The following is a 17,033-nucleotide window of genomic DNA, read 5'->3' as shown; positions in this document are numbered from 1 at the left end:
AGAGCTACCTTCATTCATTACCGGGGTCAACATCCTCGCGGCAAAAGAGCACTTGAAGACGTCGGTTTTTAAGGGTTGCGGATGTTAACCCCTCAACGCTCGGAATGCAAAGCCTCTGATCGAAAACCGCTGGTCGGGGCACAACGCGGCGACTATTATGCGCGCCTTCGAATTCAGCCTCTACAAGGCGCAAACCCATGCTAGTACTGGGATTAGAAACCTCCTGCGACGAAACCGGTGTCGCACTTTACGACAGTGAGCGCGGCCTGCTGGCCGATGCGCTGTTCAGCCAGATCGACCTGCACCGTGCCTATGGCGGGGTGGTGCCCGAGCTTGCCTCCCGCGATCACGTCAAGCGCATGCTGCCCTTGATCCGCCAGGTCCTGGCCGAAGCCGGCTGCGTGCCGACGGAGATCGACGGCATTGCCTACACCGCCGGCCCGGGCTTGGTGGGCGCGCTGCTGGTGGGCGCCTCTTGCGCCCAGGCCCTGGCCTTTGCCTGGGGTATTCCGGCCCTGGGTGTGCATCACATGGAAGGCCACTTGCTGGCGCCGATGCTGGAGTCGCAACCGCCGCAATTTCCGTTCGTCGCTTTGTTGGTGTCGGGCGGCCATACGCAGCTCATCCGGGTCGATGGCATCGGCCAATACGAGTTGCTCGGCGAGACGCTCGATGATGCTGCCGGCGAAGCGTTCGACAAAACTGCAAAAATGATGGGCCTCAACTATCCCGGTGGGCCGGAAATCTCCCGGCTTGCGACACAAGGGGTCGATGGGCGTTTCGTGTTCCCGCGGCCGATGTGTGACCGTCCCGGCCTGGATTTCAGTTTCAGCGGGCTGAAGACCTTCGCCCTGAACACCTGGCAGCAGTGCGTCAGCGCCGGGGACGACAGTGAACAAGCCCGTTGCGACATCTCGCTGGCGTTCCAGCAGGCCGTGGTGGAGACTTTGACCATCAAGTGCAAGCGTGCCCTCAAACAGGCCGGGCTCAAGCGCCTGGTGATCGCTGGTGGCGTGAGCGCGAACAAGGCCCTGCGGACATCGCTGGAGAAGATGCTCGGCGACATGAAGGGCGACGTTTACTACGCCCGGCCGGAGTTCTGTACAGATAACGGCGCGATGATTGCCTTTGCCGGCTGCCAGCGCTTGCAGGCCGGCCAGCACGAAAGCTTGGCGATCAGCGTACAGGCGCGCTGGCCGATGGAGCAGTTGGCGCCGCTGTGAAGCGTCATTTAAAAATGCCGTTCGCGCCCGGCGAACAGGTCGCGTAGATTGCCCCGGTGACGCCAGACGATCAGCGCAACCAGCGCGGCCATTGGCAGCAAGGCCGCCGGTTCCTGCCAGGCCAGCAACGGCAAGGTCAGCGGCGTGGCGATCAGTGCGGCCAGGGAGCTGGTGCGGGTCAGGTAGAACGTCAGCAGCCAGGCACAGGCAGCCAGCAGCGCGGCGGGCGGGTACAGGCCCAGCAGCATGCCGGCGGCAGTGGCGACGCCCTTGCCGCCACGAAAGCGAAAGTACAGCGGGAATAGATGGCCGATGACGGCGCAGACGCCGATCCAGGCCTGTTGCTGCAACGAGAGCCCTGCAAGGCTGGCGATCAATACCGGGACAAGGCCTTTGCAGAGGTCGCCCAGCAGGGTCAGGATGGCGAGTTTGCGTCCGGCCAGGCGAAGCATGTTGGTGGCGCCGGCATTGCCTGAGCCACTCATTCGCGGATCCGGGCGACCGGTCAGGCGGCTGAGCAAAATGGCGAAGGACAGCGAGCCGAGCAGGTAGGCGAGAATCGCCAGTAACCAAAACATGCTAACTATTCCGGGCGAGGACGCCCTGATTCTAACGGCGCATTGCGCCCTTGTCGTGCTGCGGAGAAGAGTGCTTGGACAGAGTGTTTATCGAAGGCCTGGAAGTCGACACGGTCATCGGGGCCTACGACTGGGAGCGAGGCATCCGACAGTGCCTGCGACTTGACCTGAGCTTTGCCTGGGACAACCGTCCGGCCGCTGCGGGCGACGACCTGACCCTGGCGCTCGACTACGCCAGCGTTTCGTCGCGCATCCAGGCATTTGCCGAACAGGCGCAATTCCAATTGGTCGAGACCTTTGCCGAGCGACTGGCCCAGGCGCTCATGGATGAGTTCAAGATCACGTGGCTGCGTCTGAAATTAACCAAGCCTGGCGCCGTACCGGCAGCCAGCGGCGTTGGTGTGGAGATCGAGCGCGGATGTCGCTGACTCAGGTTTTTCTCGGGCTCGGCAGCAATATCGAGCGCGAAACCCATCTGTGCGCCGGTCTTGAGGCCTTGGCCGGTTTCCTGGTGGGCATGCGCTGTTCGGCCGTGTTCGAGAGCCAGCCGGTAGGTATCAAGAGCGGGCCATTCTTCAATTTCGTCGTCTCGGCCTTCACGGATCTGCCGTTGATGGAACTGGATCGCCGCCTCAAGTTCATCGAGGCGGACAATGGTCGCTATGCGCCGGACCGCAAGGGGCTGCCGCTGGATATCGACGTATTGTTGTATGGCGAGCAGGTCGGCAACTTCGATGGATTGATCCTGCCGCGCGCGGAAATCCTCAAGAACGCCTTCGTCCTGTGGCCTTTGTCGTTGATCGCGCCGGATCGAATTCATCCGGGTGTTGGCAAAAGCTTTGCCACATTGTGGGAAGAAGCGCAGATCGACCAGGTACTGGCGCCGGTGGCTTTCGAATGGCGCGGCCAGCAACTTACGCCATCGAATCTGCGCTGAGGCACCTGCCGCTATCGCGAGCAAGTACGCTCCCACATTGGAGTTTCAGCGGGCACATATTTTGTGTTCAGCCAAGATCCACTGTGGGAGCGAGCTTGCTCGCGATGACGGCGGTATATCCGGCAAAAATGCAAGCTGACCCGAAACTCAGCGTCAGTTCGCCGCTTCCTTGTAGGCCTTCAACGCCCTGAGACGCTCACGCTTGATCGCCTCACCCAGCTCCGGCCCCTTGAAACCCTTCTCCAGCAAAGGCTGTACCGCCACTGCGCGGGCCGCTGCCGCTGCGCCCCGCAGATAATCAGCCTGTGGATAACTTCGCTCTTCAAGCCCTTTGCGTCCCCGTGCATCCATCTCACAGGCTGCGATGAACTCCTCGAAGCGCTGAGGTCGGCGGTACACATCGAAACTTTGCAGCAGTTCAAGCAGGGTAGACGCCTTCAACTCCAGCGCGCGATGGCCATGGGTGTGGTACTGGCCAACCAATAACGCCAGTTCCTGGCAGTCGCGAGGCGCCTTGAAGCGCTCATTGACCGCTTTGATCAGCCTCAACCCCGTGTGCTCATGGGCGATGTGTCGCGGCCATTCGTGTTGGGGCGTCAGGCCTTTGCCCAGGTCATGGAGCAGGCAGGCCCAGCGGACCGTCAGCGGTTGTCGGTGCAGGGCGGCTTGTTCCAGCACGCTCAGGGTGTGGACGCCGGTATCGATTTCCGGATGATGGGCTTCGGGCTGGGGCACGCCAAACAACGCATCGACCTCGGGCATCAGGACCTTGAGGGCCGTGCAGTCGCGCAAGACCTGGATAAATACCTGTGGCTGTTTCTCCATGAGAGCGCGAGAAATTTCCTTCCAACTGCGCTCGGCCGTCAGTGCTTCCAGCTCGCCGGAGTCGCTGAGTTGGCGCATCAGTTCGAGGGTTTCGTCCGCCACCTTGAAACCCAATGGAGCATAACGCGCGGCAAAGCGGGCAACCCTCAGGACTCGGAGGGGATCTTCGGCGAAAGCGGGGGAAACGTGACGTAGGACCCGGGCTTCCAGGTCGCGCTGACCGTGGTACGGATCGGTCAGGTTGCCGTGGTCATCTTCAGCCATGGCGTTGATCGTCAAGTCCCGACGAACCAGGTCCTCCTCCAGGGTCACTTCAGGGCTGGCATGGAACACGAAGCCGCCATAGCCTCGGCCGCTTTTGCGTTCGGTGCGGGCGAGGGCGTATTCCTCGCCGGTCTTCGGGTCGAGGAATACCGGAAAATCGGCCCCCACAGGGCGAAAACCCTTGGCGAGCATTTCCTCGGCGGTGGCCCCCACCACGACCCGATCGACGTCGGTGACGGGAATGCCTAGCAGGCGGTCGCGAACGGCGCCGCCGACTTTATAGATCTGCATAAAAAACCTCCGTTGGTCCGACAGGATAACCTTTGCGTCGGACGTCCGGAGGGGAAAACGGGATCAAAGATGAATGACGGCCAGGTCCAGGCGGCCATAGTCTCCTTCGGCTTGTTCGCCTCTGGGAGGCACGTGATGGGTTTTCATCACCTGGTCGCCTTGCAGGGTTTCCAAGTGGATATCGAAACCCCAGAGGCGATGCAGGTGCTTGAGCACTTCGTCGGTGGAGTCGCCCAGTGGCTTGCGGTCATGCGCCTGGTGCCGCAGCGTCAGCGAGCGATCACCGCGGCGGTCAATGCTGTAGATCTGCACGTTGGGTTCGCGATTGCCCAGGTTGTATTGCGCCGCCAGGGTTTCGCGGATGATGCGGTAGCCGCTCTCATCGTGAATGGCAGGTACTACCAGGTCATCCTTCTGGTCATCATCGAGGATGCTGAACAGTTTCAGGTCGCGGATCACCTTGGGCGAGAGGTACTGCAGGATGAAGCTTTCGTCCTTGAAACTGCTCATGGCGAATTTAATGGCGGACAACCAGTCCGAACCGGCGATTTCCGGGAACCAGCGACGATCTTCCTCGGTAGGGTTTTCGCACATGCGCCGGATGTCGCGGTACATGGCGAAGCCCAGGGCGTAGGGGTTGATACCGCTGTAGTACGGGCTGTCGAAGCCAGGCTGGAACACCACGCTGGTGTGGGACGTCAGGAACTCCATCATGAAGCCGTCGGTGACCAGGCCCTCGTCGTACAGGTCGTTCATCAGCGTGTAGTGCCAGAACGTGGCCCAGCCCTCGTTCATGACCTGGGTCTGGCGCTGTGGATAGAAGTATTGGGCGATCTTGCGCACGATGCGCACGATTTCCCGCTGCCACGGTTCCAGCAACGGCGCATGTTTTTCAATGAAATACAGAATGTTTTCCTGGGGCTCGGCAGGGAAGCGGGCATTGTCTTTTTCGTTGTACTTGTCTGCACCTTTGGGAATGGTGCGCCACAGATCATTGATCTGTTTTTGCAGGTGCTCTTCGCGATCCTTCTGGCGCCGGCGTTCTTCTTCGGCGGAAATCGGATACGGCCGCTTGTAGCGGTCCACGCCGTAGTTCATCAAGGCGTGGCAGGAGTCCAGCAAGTCCTCCACCGCGTCGATGCCGTGGCGTTCCTCGCATTGCATGATGTACTGCTTGGCGAACACCAGGTAATCGATGATCGAGCTGGCATCGGTCCAGGTGCGGAACAGATAGTTGCCCTTGAAGAAGCTGTTGTGCCCATAACAGGCGTGCGCCACCACCAGGGCTTGCATGCAGATGGTGTTTTCTTCCATCAGGTAGGCGATGCAAGGATCGGAGTTGATGACGATCTCATAGGCCAGCCCCATCTGGCCGCGGCTGTAGGATTTTTCGGTACTGAGGAAGTGCTTGCCGTAGGACCAGTGGTGATAGCCCAGCGGCATGCCGACCGACGCGTAGGCATCCATCATTTGCTCGGCGGTGATCACTTCGATCTGGTTTGGGTAGGTGTCGAGGGCATAACGGTCCGCGATACGGCTGATTTCGCGGTCGTAGGCCTTGATCAGCTCGAACGTCCATTCGGAGCCGGTGGAAATGGGCTGGCGCTTCTGCTCTTTTTTGGCGGTCATGTCACTAACCTGCGCTGGAAGAGTTCACGGAAGACCGGGTAGATATCCCCGGCCGAGACCAATTGCTGTTGGGCAAATGTGTCGGAAAAAGCTTCGGCAATCCGTTCATATTCGTACCACAAGGCCTGGTGTTCGCGTGGAGTGATTTCCACATAGGTGTAGTACTGGACGAACGGCATGATCTGGTTGATCAGGATGTCACGGCAGATCGGTGAATCGTCGTTCCAGTTGTCGCCGTCCGACGCCTGGGCTGCATAGATGTTCCATTCGTTGGCGGGGTAGCGCTCGGCCATGATCTCCTGCATCAGCTTCAGGGCGCTGGAGACAATGGTGCCGCCGGTTTCCCTGGAGTAGAAAAACTCCTCTTCGTCCACTTCCCTGGCACTGGTGTGATGGCGGATGAACACTACATCGATCTTGTCGTAGTTCCGTTTCAGGAACAGGTACAACAGGATGAAGAAGCGCTTGGCGATGTCCTTGGTGGCCTGGGTCATGGAACCGGAGACGTCCATCAGGCAGAACATCACCGCCTTGGAGCTGGGGTTTGGCTGTTTCACCAGCAGGTTGTACTTGAGGTCGAACGTGTCGAGGAACGGTACGCGGTGGATGCGGGCGCTGAGTTTCTCGATTTCCGCTTCAAGGTCCTGAATATCGCCGAAATTGTCAGGTTCTTCGCGTTTCAGGCGGGCCAGTTCTTCCTTGGCCTCGCGTAGTTTTGCCCGGCTGCTGCCCGACAGCGCGATGCGCCGGGCGTGGGCTGAACGAAGGGTGCGGATGATGTTGATACGTGATGGATTGCCTTCATTGCTGATACCAGCACGCACGGTCTTGAAGGTGTCGGTGCCAGTCAGGTTGCGCTTGACCAGGTTGGGCAGTTCCAGGTCCTCGAACATGAACTCCAGGAATTCCTCCTGGGTAATCTGGAACACGAACTCATCCATGCCTTCGCCGGAGTTGCCGGCCTTGCCGGGCCCCTTGCCGCCGCCTCCGCCCTGGGGACGGGGAATGTGCTCACCACTGGTGAATTCCTTGTTGCCGGGGTGCACGACGGTCTGTTTGCCGCCGCGACCATGGTGGAGCACCGGCTCGTCGATGTCGCGGCCGGGGATACTGATCTGTTCGCCGTGTTCCATGTCGGTAATGGAGCGCCGGCTGACCGCCTCTTCAACGGCCTTCTTGATGTGGTCACGGTAACGCCGCAGAAATCGCTGGCGGTTCACCGTGCTCTTGTTCTTGCCATTAAGGCGTCGGTCGATCACATAGCTCATAGGCCCCTCCGAGGGAGCTTCAAGTCGTAAGCCTCAAGCTGCAAGGGGCGTGGCGTCGAGCCGTGGCTCAACGCCGTTCCCTTGCAGGCTGTAGCTAGAAGCTTGCCGCTGCTTACTGCGATTTCCGGACCCGCAGATACCACTCGGAGAGCAGTCGTACCTGTTTGTCGGTGTAGCCACGTTCGACCATGCGTGTGACGAAATCGTTGTGTTTTTGCTGGTCCTCCTTGCTGGCCTTGGCGTTGAAGCTGATGACTGGCAGCAGGTCTTCGGTGTTGGAGAACATTTTCTTCTCGATGACCACCCGCAGCTTTTCATAGCTCAGCCAGGTTGGGTTCTTGCCGTTGTTGTTGGCCCGGGCGCGGAGCACGAAGTTGACGATCTCGTTGCGGAAGTCCTTCGGATTGCTGATGCCCGCCGGTTTCTCGATTTTCTCAAGTTCCTCGTTGAGGGCCACGCGATTGAGTATTTCGCCGGTTTCCGGGTCGCGGTATTCCTGGTCCTGGATCCAGAAGTCTGCGTACAGCACGTAGCGGTCGAAGATGTTCTGGCCGTACTCGCTGTAGGACTCCAGGTACGCCGTCTGGATTTCCTTGCCGATGAACTCGATGTAGCGCGGGGCCAGGTATTCCTTGAGGAAGCGCAGGTAACGCTCGCGGGTTTCGGCCTGGAATTGCTCTTGCTCGATCTGCTGTTCCAGCACATACAGCAGGTGAACCGGGTTGGCCGCGATCTCGTGAGGGTCGAAGTTGAAGACCTTGGACAGGATCTTGAACGCAAAACGTGTAGACAGCCCGTTCATCCCCTCGTCGACCCCCGCGTTGTCGCGGTATTCCTGGATCGACTTGGCCTTCGGATCGGTGTCCTTGAGGTTTTCACCGTCGTACACGCGCATCTTCGAATAGATGTTGGAGTTTTCCGGCTCCTTGAGGCGCGACAGCACCGTGAACTGGGCAAGCATCTTCAGGGTGTCGGGGGCGCAATGAGCCTTGGACAGCGAACTGTTGAACAGCAGCTTGTCGTAGATCTTCACCTCATCGCTCACTCGCAGGCAGTACGGCACCTTGACGATGTAGATCCGGTCGATGAAGGCCTCGTTGTTCTTGTTGTTGCGGAAGGTATGCCATTCCGATTCGTTGGAGTGGGCCAGCAGGATGCCGGTGAACGGAATGGCCCCCAGGCCCTCGGTGCTGTTGTAGTTGCCTTCCTGGGTGGCGGTCAGCAGCGGGTGCAGCACCTTGATGGGCGCCTTGAACATCTCGACGAATTCCATCAGGCCCTGGTTGGCCCGGCACAGTGCACCTGAATAGCTGTAGGCGTCGGCGTCGTTCTGTGGAAATTCTTCCAGTTTACGGATATCGACCTTGCCCACCAGGGCGGAAATATCCTGGTTGTTTTCGTCACCCGGTTCGGTCTTGGCCACTGCGATCTGGTTGAGGATCGATGGGTAGAGCTTGACCACCCGGAACTGGCTGATGTCACCGCCGAACTCGGCCAGGCGCTTGGTCGCCCATGGCGACATGATGGTATTGAGGTAGCGGCGTGGGATGCCGAAATCCTCCTCGAGGATCTCGCCATCCTCGGTGGCGTTGAACAGCCCCAGGGGCGATTCGAACACCGGCGAGCCCTTGATGGCAAAGAAGGGCACTTTTTCGATCAATTGCTTGAGCTTCTCGGCCAGGGATGATTTACCACCACCCACGGGGCCAAGCAGATAAAGGATTTGTTTTTTCTCTTCCAGGCCTTGGGCGGCATGGCGGAAATAGGACACGATTTGTTCGATGCATTCTTCCATCCCGTGGAAGTCTGCAAAGGCCGGATAGCGGCGAATCACCTTGTTGGAGAAGATTCGCGAGAGCCTCGAGTTGGTCGAGGTATCCAGCAGCTCCGGTTCTCCGATTGCCAGCAACAGACGCTCCGCAGCCGATGCATAGGCACTGCGGTCCTGCTTGCAGAGTTCGAGGTATTCCTGCAGCGAGTATTCCTCCTGCCGCGTGGACTCGAAACGTTGCTGGAAGTGGCTAAAAATGCTCATGACGTCACCTCGCTCGATACGTGGAGCCGGTGTCGGATCAATCAGTCGATGCTGGACAGCCGCTGGGAACCCAGTTGCCGTTTACCCCCCAGAATGCTTTCAAGAATGCAGGCTCTTGAAAGCTGACTCCCGATGACCCGCGCGCCGGTGTACCGGCTCTCCCCTGTTTTGGATGGCCTGAGGCTAAGGATAGTTCGGAATCGCGGAGGTAAAGGTGGAATACGTAATTAGTTATGGCAGACCGTTTGTCTGCGATCGCTCAAGCCCACGGTTCACGCGGGCTTGGACAACATAAAAAATTATTCCTGATTGTCTTGCGCTGTTTCTGCAGGATAAGTCGCACGCCACAACTCAAAACCGCCGTCCAGGCTATAGACGTCGCTGAAGCCCTGGCTGACCAGATAGGCGGCTGCGCTCTGGCTGGAGTTGCCGTGATAGCAGACCACGACTGTAGGCGCATCGAGGTCGGCGGCATGGATGAAGTCGGCGATGGAATGGTTATCCAGATGCCGGGAGCCACTGATATGCGAAGCCGCAAAAGTGGCTGGGTCGCGGACATCGACGACGACCGCGCCTTGCTCGCGCAAGGCCTGGGCCTGTTCCGGGGGGATGCGTTTGAATTCGCTCATGAAGGGCTCCTGTGGCTCAAGCGCAACGCCGGTCAAACGGCAGTGCCGGCCGGCAATGGTGCAGTGGTCGGTTGATGGGTTTTGGCGTGGCCCTGTTCGTCGCAATCGCAACGCAGTTGCTCGCCGGTGTCGACGTTCATCAGCGTCATGGCGCTGCCCCACACGCAACCGGTATCGAGGGCAAAGACGCCGGGTTCGTCGCATTGGCCACCCAGTGCCGCCCAGTGCCCGAAAATGATCTTCAGGTTACGGGTCTTGCGCTCACTGTGCTTGAACCAGGGGGCATAGCCGGGCGGTGCCGTCTCGATGCCTTCCTTGCCCTTGAGATCGAGCTTGCCGTCGCGGGTGCAGAAGCGCATGCGCGTGAAATAATTAGTAATGATGCGAAGACGGGCGCTGCCGGTAAGGTCATTGTCCCACTTGACCGGCTCGTTGCCGTACATGCCATCCAGGTAAGGGGCCAATAGATTGTCGTCGCGCAATGCCTGTTCGACTTCGCCGGCGCACTTGAGCGCCTTGCGCAAGGACCATTGGGGCGGGATGCCAGCATGGACCAGCGCCAGGTTGCGCGCCTCGTCGTAATGCATGAGCTTCTGCTGGCGCAGCCACTCCAGCAGTTCAACGCAATCGTGGGCGTCGAGAATTTCACTCAAGGTGTCGGATTTTTTCAGGCGCTCGATGTTCTGCCAGGCAGCCAGCAGATGCAGGTCGTGGTTACCGAGCACGCACACCAGCGACTGGCGGATGCTGTAGAGAAAACGCAACGTCTCAAGGGATTGCGGGCCACGGTTGACCAGGTCGCCCACCAGCCACAGCGTGTCTTTTTGAGGATCGAAGGCAACGCGCTCCAGCAGGCACTTGAGCGGGTCGAGGCAGCCTTGCAGGTCGCCGACCGCATACGTGGCCATCAGTGCAGGGCTCCGGGCACGGCCAGGCGGAAAGGCTTTATGACGGCGTCGAAGCGTTTGCCGTCCTCGGCCTGCATCTGGTAGGTGCCCTGCATGGTGCCGACCTTGGTCGTCATCACTGTGCCGCTGCTGTAGCTGTGGCTTTTGCCAGCGTCGATCAATGGCTGCTGGCCGACCACACCTTCGCCACGCACTTCTTCGACATGGCCATCGCCGTCGGTGATGATCCAGTGCCGCGACAGCAGCCTGGCCGGCAGGGAGCCGTTGTTGCGCACGGTAATGCTGTAGGCGAAGGCGAAGCGGTCATGCTCGGGTTGCGACTGTTCTGCCAGAAAACGGGTGGTGACGCTGACGTCGACCTGGTAACGAGGATCGGACATGCAAAAAGGCCTTAAAAGCGAAGCGGGACGCGGGCGCGACTCAAGGGATCAGTCTAGGCCAAGTATCGGGTAGTAGACCAGACTGGCGTACTGCCCGATAGCGATCGTCACTCGTTCAGTTGGCGTCGACTTGCGGGGCGACCTGTTCACTGAGTTTGTCGGCCAGGCGCACGAACGCTGCCAGGTCCAACTGCTCTGGGCGCAGGCTGCCATCGACGCCGGCGGCTTCGATTTCGGCGCTGCTGAGCAGCAGTTTCAAGGTGTTGCGCAAGGTTTTGCGGCGCTGGTTGAACGCTTCGCGCACCACACGTTCCAGCAGGCGATGATCCTTGGCCGGGTGCGGCAGGACGGCGTGGGGTACCAGGCGGACGATAGCCGAATCGACTTTCGGCGGCGGGTTGAAGGCGCCCGGGCCTACGTTGAACAGGTGCTCGACCCGGCAATGGTACTGGACCATGATCGACAGGCGGCCCCAGTCACCCCCGCCCGGGCCGGCGGCGAGGCGCTCGACCACTTCTTTTTGCAGCATGAAGTGCATGTCGCGGATCAGGCCGGCGTTGCTCAGCAGGTGGAAGATCAGCGGCGTGGAGATGTTGTACGGCAGGTTGCCCACTACCCGCAGGCTGTTCGGCGCGGCGTTCAGGCTATTGAAGTCGAACTTCAGCGCGTCGCCCTGGTGCAGGTTGAAATTGCTCCTGCCGGCGAACTGCTGGTTAAGGATCGGGACCAGGTCCTTGTCCAGTTCCACCACGTCCAGTTGCGCGCCGCTGTCGAGCAGGCCCTCGGTCAGGGCGCCCTGGCCCGGGCCGATTTCCAGCAGGCGGTCGTCGGGCTTGGCCCGGATGGAACGCAGGATGCGATCGATCACGCCGGCGTCATGCAGGAAGTTCTGGCCGAAACGCTTGCGCGCGCGGTGTTGGTATTGCTCGGTCATAAATGGGTCTCGGCCATCTGGTAGGCGGTTTCCAGGGCGACTTGCAGGCTGCCGGTATCGATCTTGCCGCTGCCGGCCAGATCCAGGGCGGTGCCATGGTCCACGGAGGTGCGGATGATCGGCAGGCCCAGCGTCACGTTGACCGCCGCGCCAAAGCCTTTGTACTTCAGCACGGGCAGGCCCTGGTCGTGGTACATCGCCAGCACCGCGTCGCAGTGCTCCAGATATTTTGGGGTAAACAGAGTGTCGGCAGGCAGCGGGCCACGCAGGTCCATGCCCTCGCTGCGCAAGCGCTCCAAGGTGGGTTCGATGATGTCGATTTCTTCACGGCCCAGGTGTCCGCCTTCGCCGGCATGGGGATTGAGCCCGCAGACGAGGATGCGTGGCCGGGCGATGCCGAATTTTTCCTGCAGGTCGGCGTGCAGGATGCGCGTGACCCGCTCCAGGCGTTGTGCGGTGATGGCGTCGGCGATGTCCCGCAAGGGCAGGTGAGTGGTCACCAGGGCCACGCGCAAGCCTCGGGTGGCGAGCATCATCACCACTTGCGGGGTGTGGGTCAGCTCAGCCAGGAATTCGGTGTGCCCGGAAAAGGCAATCCCGGATTCGTTGATCACGCCTTTGTGCACGGGGGCAGTGATCATGCCGGCGAACGCGCCGTCCAGGCAGCCCTGGCTGGCGCGGGTCAGGGTCTCGAGGACGAATGCGGCGTTGGCCTTGTCCAGATGCCCTGTGACGACCGGAGCGCCCAGGGGCGTATCCCAGACATACAGGCTATTGGCGGGTGCCGGGACATCCGGCCAGGCCTGCGGTGTCACGGGCAACAGCTTGACGACCACCCCCAGTTGCGCGGCCCGCTCAAGGAGCAGGTCGCGACTGGTGATGGCAATCAGGGGATATGGCTGGGCTTGCGAGGCGAGCAGCAGGCACAGGTCGGGACCGATGCCGGCTGGTTCGCCGGGTGTCAGCGCAAAACGCTTGGGTTTCACTGCGCTGCCTGGTCTGCACCAGGAAGTTTGATTTCAACGTAGGCTTCGTCGCGAATCTGCCGCAGCCAGGTTTGCAGCTCTTCGTCGTATTTGCGGTTGCGCAAGACCGTCATCGCCTGCTGTTCACGAGCCTGGGTGGTACTGTCGGTGGCGCGGCGGCCAAGGACTTCCAGCACGTGCCAGCCATAAGGGCTCTTGAACGGCTTGGACAGTTGGCCTTGCGGCGTGTTGGCCATGACCTGGCGGAATTCAGGAACCAATGCATTGGGGTCGACCCAGTTCAGGTCGCCGCCGTTGAGGGCCGAGCCCGGGTCTTCCGAGAAACTCTTGGCCAGTTCGGCGAAGTCTTCGCCCGCTTCGATGCGATCGTAGAGTTTCTCCGCCAGGCGCTTGGTCTCGGCTTCGCTGCGAATCTCGCTGGGCTTGATCAGGATGTGGCGAACATGCACTTCGTCACGCACCTGGGTTCCGCCACCGCGTTTTTCCAGCACTTTCAGGATGATGAAGCCGCCTGGCGTGCGCGCTGGCTGGGTGATGTCGCCCACGGCCATGGCGCTCAGTTCGCGGTCGAACGGAGGCGGCAGTTGAGCGGGTTTGCGCCAGCCCATGTCGCCGCCTTCCAAGGCGTTGTCGCTGCCCGACTTGGCAATGGCCATCTGACCGAAATCAGCGCCTTGCTTGAGCTGTTGGTAGACATCCATCGCCTGTCGATAAGCGCTCTGGATCGCTTCGGAGTTGGCGCTTTCCGGGGTAGGAATCAGGATGTTCGCCAGGTGCAGTTCTTCGGAAAGCTGCATCTTGCCCAGGTCAGAGGCGAGGAAGTTCTTCACTTCCTGCTCTGACACCTGGATGCGTTCGGCTACACGGCGTTGGCGCACACGGCTGATGATCATTTCGCGGCGGATCTGATCGCGGGCGTCCTCGTAGGAGAGGCCGTCGCGAGCCAGGGCGGCACGGAACTGGTCGACGCTCATGTTATTGCGCTGGGCAATGGTGCCAACGGCCTGGTTCAGTTCTTCATCGGTGATGCGAATGCCGGAACGTTCGCCGATCTGCAACTGCAGGTTTTCGACGATCAGGCGTTCGAGCACTTGCTGGTCCAGCACGCCTGGCGGCGGCAGGCCACCACCGCGCTTGGCGATGGTTTGCTGCACTTCATGGACGCGCTGGTCCAGCTGGCTCTGCATGACCACGTCGTTGTCGACGATGGCCACCACTTTATCGATGGGCTGTACCGCGGCGTTGGCCGCAGTACCCAGGAACAGCGCGCCCAGCATCAGCGGGCGCAGACAATCAGAAAGCTTGGTCTTCACGTTCACGATAACCTTGGATGCCTTTGTCGAGGAAGCTCTCTACCTTGGCGCCAGTCAGGCCGCCGAGTCCCTTCAGAACAATTTGGAGGAAGACGCCGTGGTCGCCTTTTTCGTTTTCCGGGGCGGCTTGACTGAATTCTTCATAGTCGACCCAGTAACGGTTGATCAGGCGCAGTTTCCAGCAGCAGTTGTCATATTCGAAACCACCGAAGGCTTCCAGGGTGCGGTTGCGGTTGTAGTCATACTGCCAGCGGCTGATTACGTTCCACTGCGGCACGATCGGCCATATGACCGAGAAGTCGTGCTGCTTGATTTTGTAGTAGTCCTTCACGTAGCCAGGAGTACCCGGGGTGCCGTAGTCGCCACCGCCCACTTGCCATGTACCGGTAGCTTCGTCGTAACGGACCTGGTCGTTGCGATAGCGGTAACCGGCGTTGATGACTTTGTTCGGGTTGTCTTCCGGCTGGTAGTGGAACATCGCGCTGCCCGAGCGAGGGCTGCGAGTGTCCGGGTCCCAGTTGTAGGTGGCGGTGGTGCGCCAGTCGCGGTTCCAACGGTATTCGTATTCCAGGGCGTATGGGGAGACGTCCGACTTGGCGTCTTCACGTGTCTTGAAGTCGATGCCCGGCAACTGGACTTCGCGATCCTTGAAGTACAGGGCCTGGCCGACGCTGATACGCTGGCGTTCGAAACCGTTTTCTTCGATCCAGCGGCTGGTTACGCCCAGGGACAGCTTGTTTTCGTCGCCGACACGGTCGGAGCCGGTAAAGCGGTTGTCCCGGAACAGCGAGGAATAGCTGAAGGTCGATTCGCTGGTATCGAAGACCGGAATATCGCTCTGATCCTTCTCCGGTACATAGAGGTAGAACAAGCGTGGTTCCAGGGTCTGGCGATAGTTGGTGCCAAACCATTGGGTATCGCGGTCAAAATACAAGCCGCTGTCGATGCTGGCGATTGGAACGCCACGGCTCTGGCTGCTGCTATAGGTGCCGCGCAGACGATCCTGTTCTGCGGTCTGTCCAGCGATGTCACCTTTGCCTTCGCCGTCCAAATCCAGATCATATTGGGTGTACTGGTACTTGAGTGATGGCTTGATATAGCCATAACTTGCGTTCATCGGCAGGCTGATGACAGGCGCCAGGTTCATGCGATTGCCATTCGCCCGGGCAAGGCCCCAAACCCGAGTATCCAGCCACGGTGTCGTGACGCCATCTTCATCACTATAGAGACCATCGCGCAGATTCCGATCAAATCGAACCAGTTCGGTTTTGTAGGCGAAATCCAGGCCGTACGGATGCTGCGGCAGCGCACCGTTGAAAGTGATCTGCGGCAGGCGGTTATATGGCGTGATCTTCGAAATCGTCGCCATCTGGTAAGCCTGGGCATTCAAGCGGGCAACGTAGTTGTCCCCTCGATAGCTGACGGCCCCTTGCTGGTTTACATAATCCCTGGACTCGACACCGATCTGGTCGGTCTGCAAATCCTGGAAGTAGTAAGGGTCGCTGATCTTGGTGTAGTCGACTTCCGTCAGCACGCGCGAGTCGAGGCCGCCCTTGTGCTGCCAGTTGTACATGTAGCGGGTCTTGCTGTAGTCGGACTGCTTGGCGCGTTCGTCTTCTTCGTCGTTGAGATACGCCGCGCCGAACTGACCTTCGCTGGACTTGGTCAGGTAGCGGAACTCGCCTTCCATCAACAGGCCACGCTTGCTCATGTAGCGCGGGTACAACGTGGCATCGTAGTTCGGCGCCAGGTTGAAGTAGTACGGCGTGACCAGCAGGAAGCCGGTATCGCTGCCGCTGCCGATGGTTGGTGGCAGGAAGCCGGACTGGCGACGGTCGTCGATCGGGAAATAAATATAAGGCGTGTACAGGACTGGAATGTCCTTGACCCGAAGCGTCACGTTGGTCGCGGTACCGAAGCCGGTGGCTGGGTTCAGGGTGATGTTGTTGCCCTTGAGGGTCCAGGCGTTGCTGTTCGGTTCACACGTGGTGTACGTGCCGTCCTTGAGGCGGATGATCGCGTTCTCGGCGCGCTTGGCGTACAGCGCGTTACCGCGGATGCGCGACTTGTGCATCACGTATTCGGCGTTGTCGACCTTGGCTTCGCCGGTGTCCAGCTGTACATCGGCGTGATCGCCGACGATCAGCGCCCCGTTGTCGCGAACCCGCACGTTGCCGCTCAGCTCGCCACGGTTCTCGGCCTGGTACAAGTTGGCCTCGTCGGCCTCGACCTGCATGCTGCCTTGGCGCATGACCACGTCACCGGCCAGGGTCGCCACCTGTTCTTCCTGCTGATAGCGTGAAGCCTTGGCGCCGAGGAAGGTGGGGGCGTCGCTCTTGGCCGTCTTGTCGTTCATGCCAGGACGGGTCGGCTCGATATAGGCACCCGAGCAGTAAGGCCCGGTTTCAGCCAATTGCGCCGGGGTGAGGTTCTCGCGTGGAACCCAATCCAGGTGGCTGTAGTCTGCACTGCGCGACTTCAGGCCACGGCCCTTGGCTTCGGTAACGAGCATCGGCTTTTCGCCGGCTTCCTCGCCCGAGCTGCTGTCGGCTGCAGTTGCGCCGCTGTCGGAAACCGCGCTGCCGTCATGCACGGGACGCGGCGGCAACGCGGCGGCCGGTGTCTTGGGCGCACAGTCCCAGGCACCCGAAGCGGAGACGGAGCAGTCATACTGCTGCGCCGCGACGACGAATGAAGAGGCCAGGGGTTGCAGGGCCAGCAGACTGCCGGTGACCAGCAACGGAAATTTTTTACGAAACGCGGGGGATTTCAATGCCATCTTATTAGTCCGGGCTTCCTGCGTGCCATCTGCCCGCGGTGTGGGCCGCACGCC

General features: G+C 60.3%; 15 protein-coding genes. 3 read left to right on the top strand and 12 right to left on the bottom strand.

Annotation, left to right across the window (positions count from 1 at the left end):
* Positions 1-197: 197 nt before the first annotated feature.
* Complete coding sequence (tsaD, locus tag GFU70_RS26095) at positions 198-1,223, top strand: tRNA (adenosine(37)-N6)-threonylcarbamoyltransferase complex transferase subunit TsaD (protein WP_058542854.1); 1,026 nt, start codon at positions 198-200, stop codon at positions 1,221-1,223.
* 8 nt (positions 1,224-1,231) lie between these two features.
* Here tsaD and plsY read toward each other — a convergent pair whose 3' ends face one another.
* Positions 1,232-1,801 carry a glycerol-3-phosphate 1-O-acyltransferase PlsY gene (gene plsY, locus GFU70_RS26090; protein ID WP_058542853.1) on the bottom strand — a complete coding sequence of 190 codons (570 nt, stop codon included), beginning with the start codon at positions 1,799-1,801 and terminating at the stop codon, positions 1,232-1,234.
* A 74-nt stretch (positions 1,802-1,875) separates the two neighbouring features.
* Between plsY and folB the strand changes: the two genes are divergently transcribed.
* Positions 1,876-2,229 (top strand): dihydroneopterin aldolase, encoded by a 354-nt coding sequence (folB, locus tag GFU70_RS26085; RefSeq protein WP_058542852.1) that lies wholly within the window; start codon positions 1,876-1,878, stop codon positions 2,227-2,229.
* The gene (gene folK / locus GFU70_RS26080) at positions 2,220-2,738 is read left to right on the top strand and encodes a 2-amino-4-hydroxy-6-hydroxymethyldihydropteridine diphosphokinase (protein WP_153389005.1); all 519 of its coding nucleotides are present in this window, start codon (positions 2,220-2,222) and stop codon (positions 2,736-2,738) included. Before folB ends, folK begins: the two co-directional genes overlap by 10 nt.
* A 153-nt stretch (positions 2,739-2,891) precedes the next feature.
* On the opposite strand, the gene GFU70_RS26075 is transcribed toward folK, so the two are convergent.
* The 11 genes from GFU70_RS26075 to GFU70_RS26025 all read right to left on the bottom strand — a co-directional run bounded on the left by GFU70_RS26075 (position 2,892) and on the right by GFU70_RS26025 (position 16,979).
* Positions 2,892-4,118, bottom strand: a complete 1,227-nt coding sequence (locus GFU70_RS26075; protein WP_058542851.1) for a multifunctional CCA addition/repair protein — start codon at positions 4,116-4,118, stop codon at positions 2,892-2,894.
* 63 nt (positions 4,119-4,181) lie between these two features.
* Entirely contained in the window at positions 4,182-5,747 is a 1,566-nt protein-coding gene (locus GFU70_RS26070; protein WP_058542850.1) for a SpoVR family protein, read from the bottom strand.
* Entirely contained in the window at positions 5,744-7,015 is a 1,272-nt protein-coding gene (locus tag GFU70_RS26065; RefSeq protein ID WP_003206179.1) for a YeaH/YhbH family protein, read from the bottom strand. The genes GFU70_RS26070 and GFU70_RS26065 overlap by 4 nt, the downstream gene beginning before the upstream one ends.
* Positions 7,016-7,127: 112 nt before the next feature.
* Entirely contained in the window at positions 7,128-9,050 is a 1,923-nt protein-coding gene (locus GFU70_RS26060) for a PrkA family serine protein kinase (protein WP_058542849.1), read from the bottom strand.
* 299 nt (positions 9,051-9,349) lie between these two features.
* On the bottom strand, positions 9,350-9,679 hold the full coding sequence (gene glpE, locus GFU70_RS26055) for a thiosulfate sulfurtransferase GlpE (protein ID WP_058542848.1): 330 nt from the start codon (positions 9,677-9,679) through the stop codon (positions 9,350-9,352).
* 32 nt (positions 9,680-9,711) lie between these two features.
* Entirely contained in the window at positions 9,712-10,587 is an 876-nt protein-coding gene (locus GFU70_RS26050) for a symmetrical bis(5'-nucleosyl)-tetraphosphatase (RefSeq protein WP_153389004.1), read from the bottom strand.
* Positions 10,587-10,967 carry a Co2+/Mg2+ efflux protein ApaG gene (gene apaG, locus GFU70_RS26045; protein WP_058542846.1) on the bottom strand — a complete coding sequence of 127 codons (381 nt, stop codon included), beginning with the start codon at positions 10,965-10,967 and terminating at the stop codon, positions 10,587-10,589. The genes GFU70_RS26050 and apaG overlap by 1 nt, the downstream gene beginning before the upstream one ends.
* Before the next feature lie 115 nt (positions 10,968-11,082).
* A complete protein-coding gene (gene rsmA / locus GFU70_RS26040) occupies positions 11,083-11,901 on the bottom strand; it encodes a 16S rRNA (adenine(1518)-N(6)/adenine(1519)-N(6))-dimethyltransferase RsmA (protein WP_116643712.1) in 819 nt (272 codons plus the stop codon).
* Positions 11,898-12,887: a 4-hydroxythreonine-4-phosphate dehydrogenase PdxA gene (gene pdxA / locus GFU70_RS26035; protein ID WP_153389003.1), complete on the bottom strand. Its 990-nt coding sequence runs from the start codon at positions 12,885-12,887 to the stop codon at positions 11,898-11,900. The genes rsmA and pdxA overlap by 4 nt, the downstream gene beginning before the upstream one ends.
* A complete protein-coding gene (surA, locus tag GFU70_RS26030) occupies positions 12,884-14,200 on the bottom strand; it encodes a peptidylprolyl isomerase SurA (RefSeq protein WP_153389002.1) in 1,317 nt (438 codons plus the stop codon). Before surA ends, pdxA begins: the two co-directional genes overlap by 4 nt.
* Positions 14,181-16,979, bottom strand: a complete 2,799-nt coding sequence (locus GFU70_RS26025) for an LPS-assembly protein LptD (protein WP_153389001.1) — start codon at positions 16,977-16,979, stop codon at positions 14,181-14,183. The genes surA and GFU70_RS26025 overlap by 20 nt, the downstream gene beginning before the upstream one ends.
* Positions 16,980-17,033: the final 54 nt, after the last annotated feature.

It is taken from the genome of Pseudomonas brassicacearum (genome assembly GCF_009601685.2).
GTDB lineage: Bacteria > Pseudomonadota > Gammaproteobacteria > Pseudomonadales > Pseudomonadaceae > Aquipseudomonas > Aquipseudomonas kilonensis_B.
Note: the sequence above shows the minus strand (reverse complement) of the source record. Positions and strands in the feature narration are given on the sequence as shown.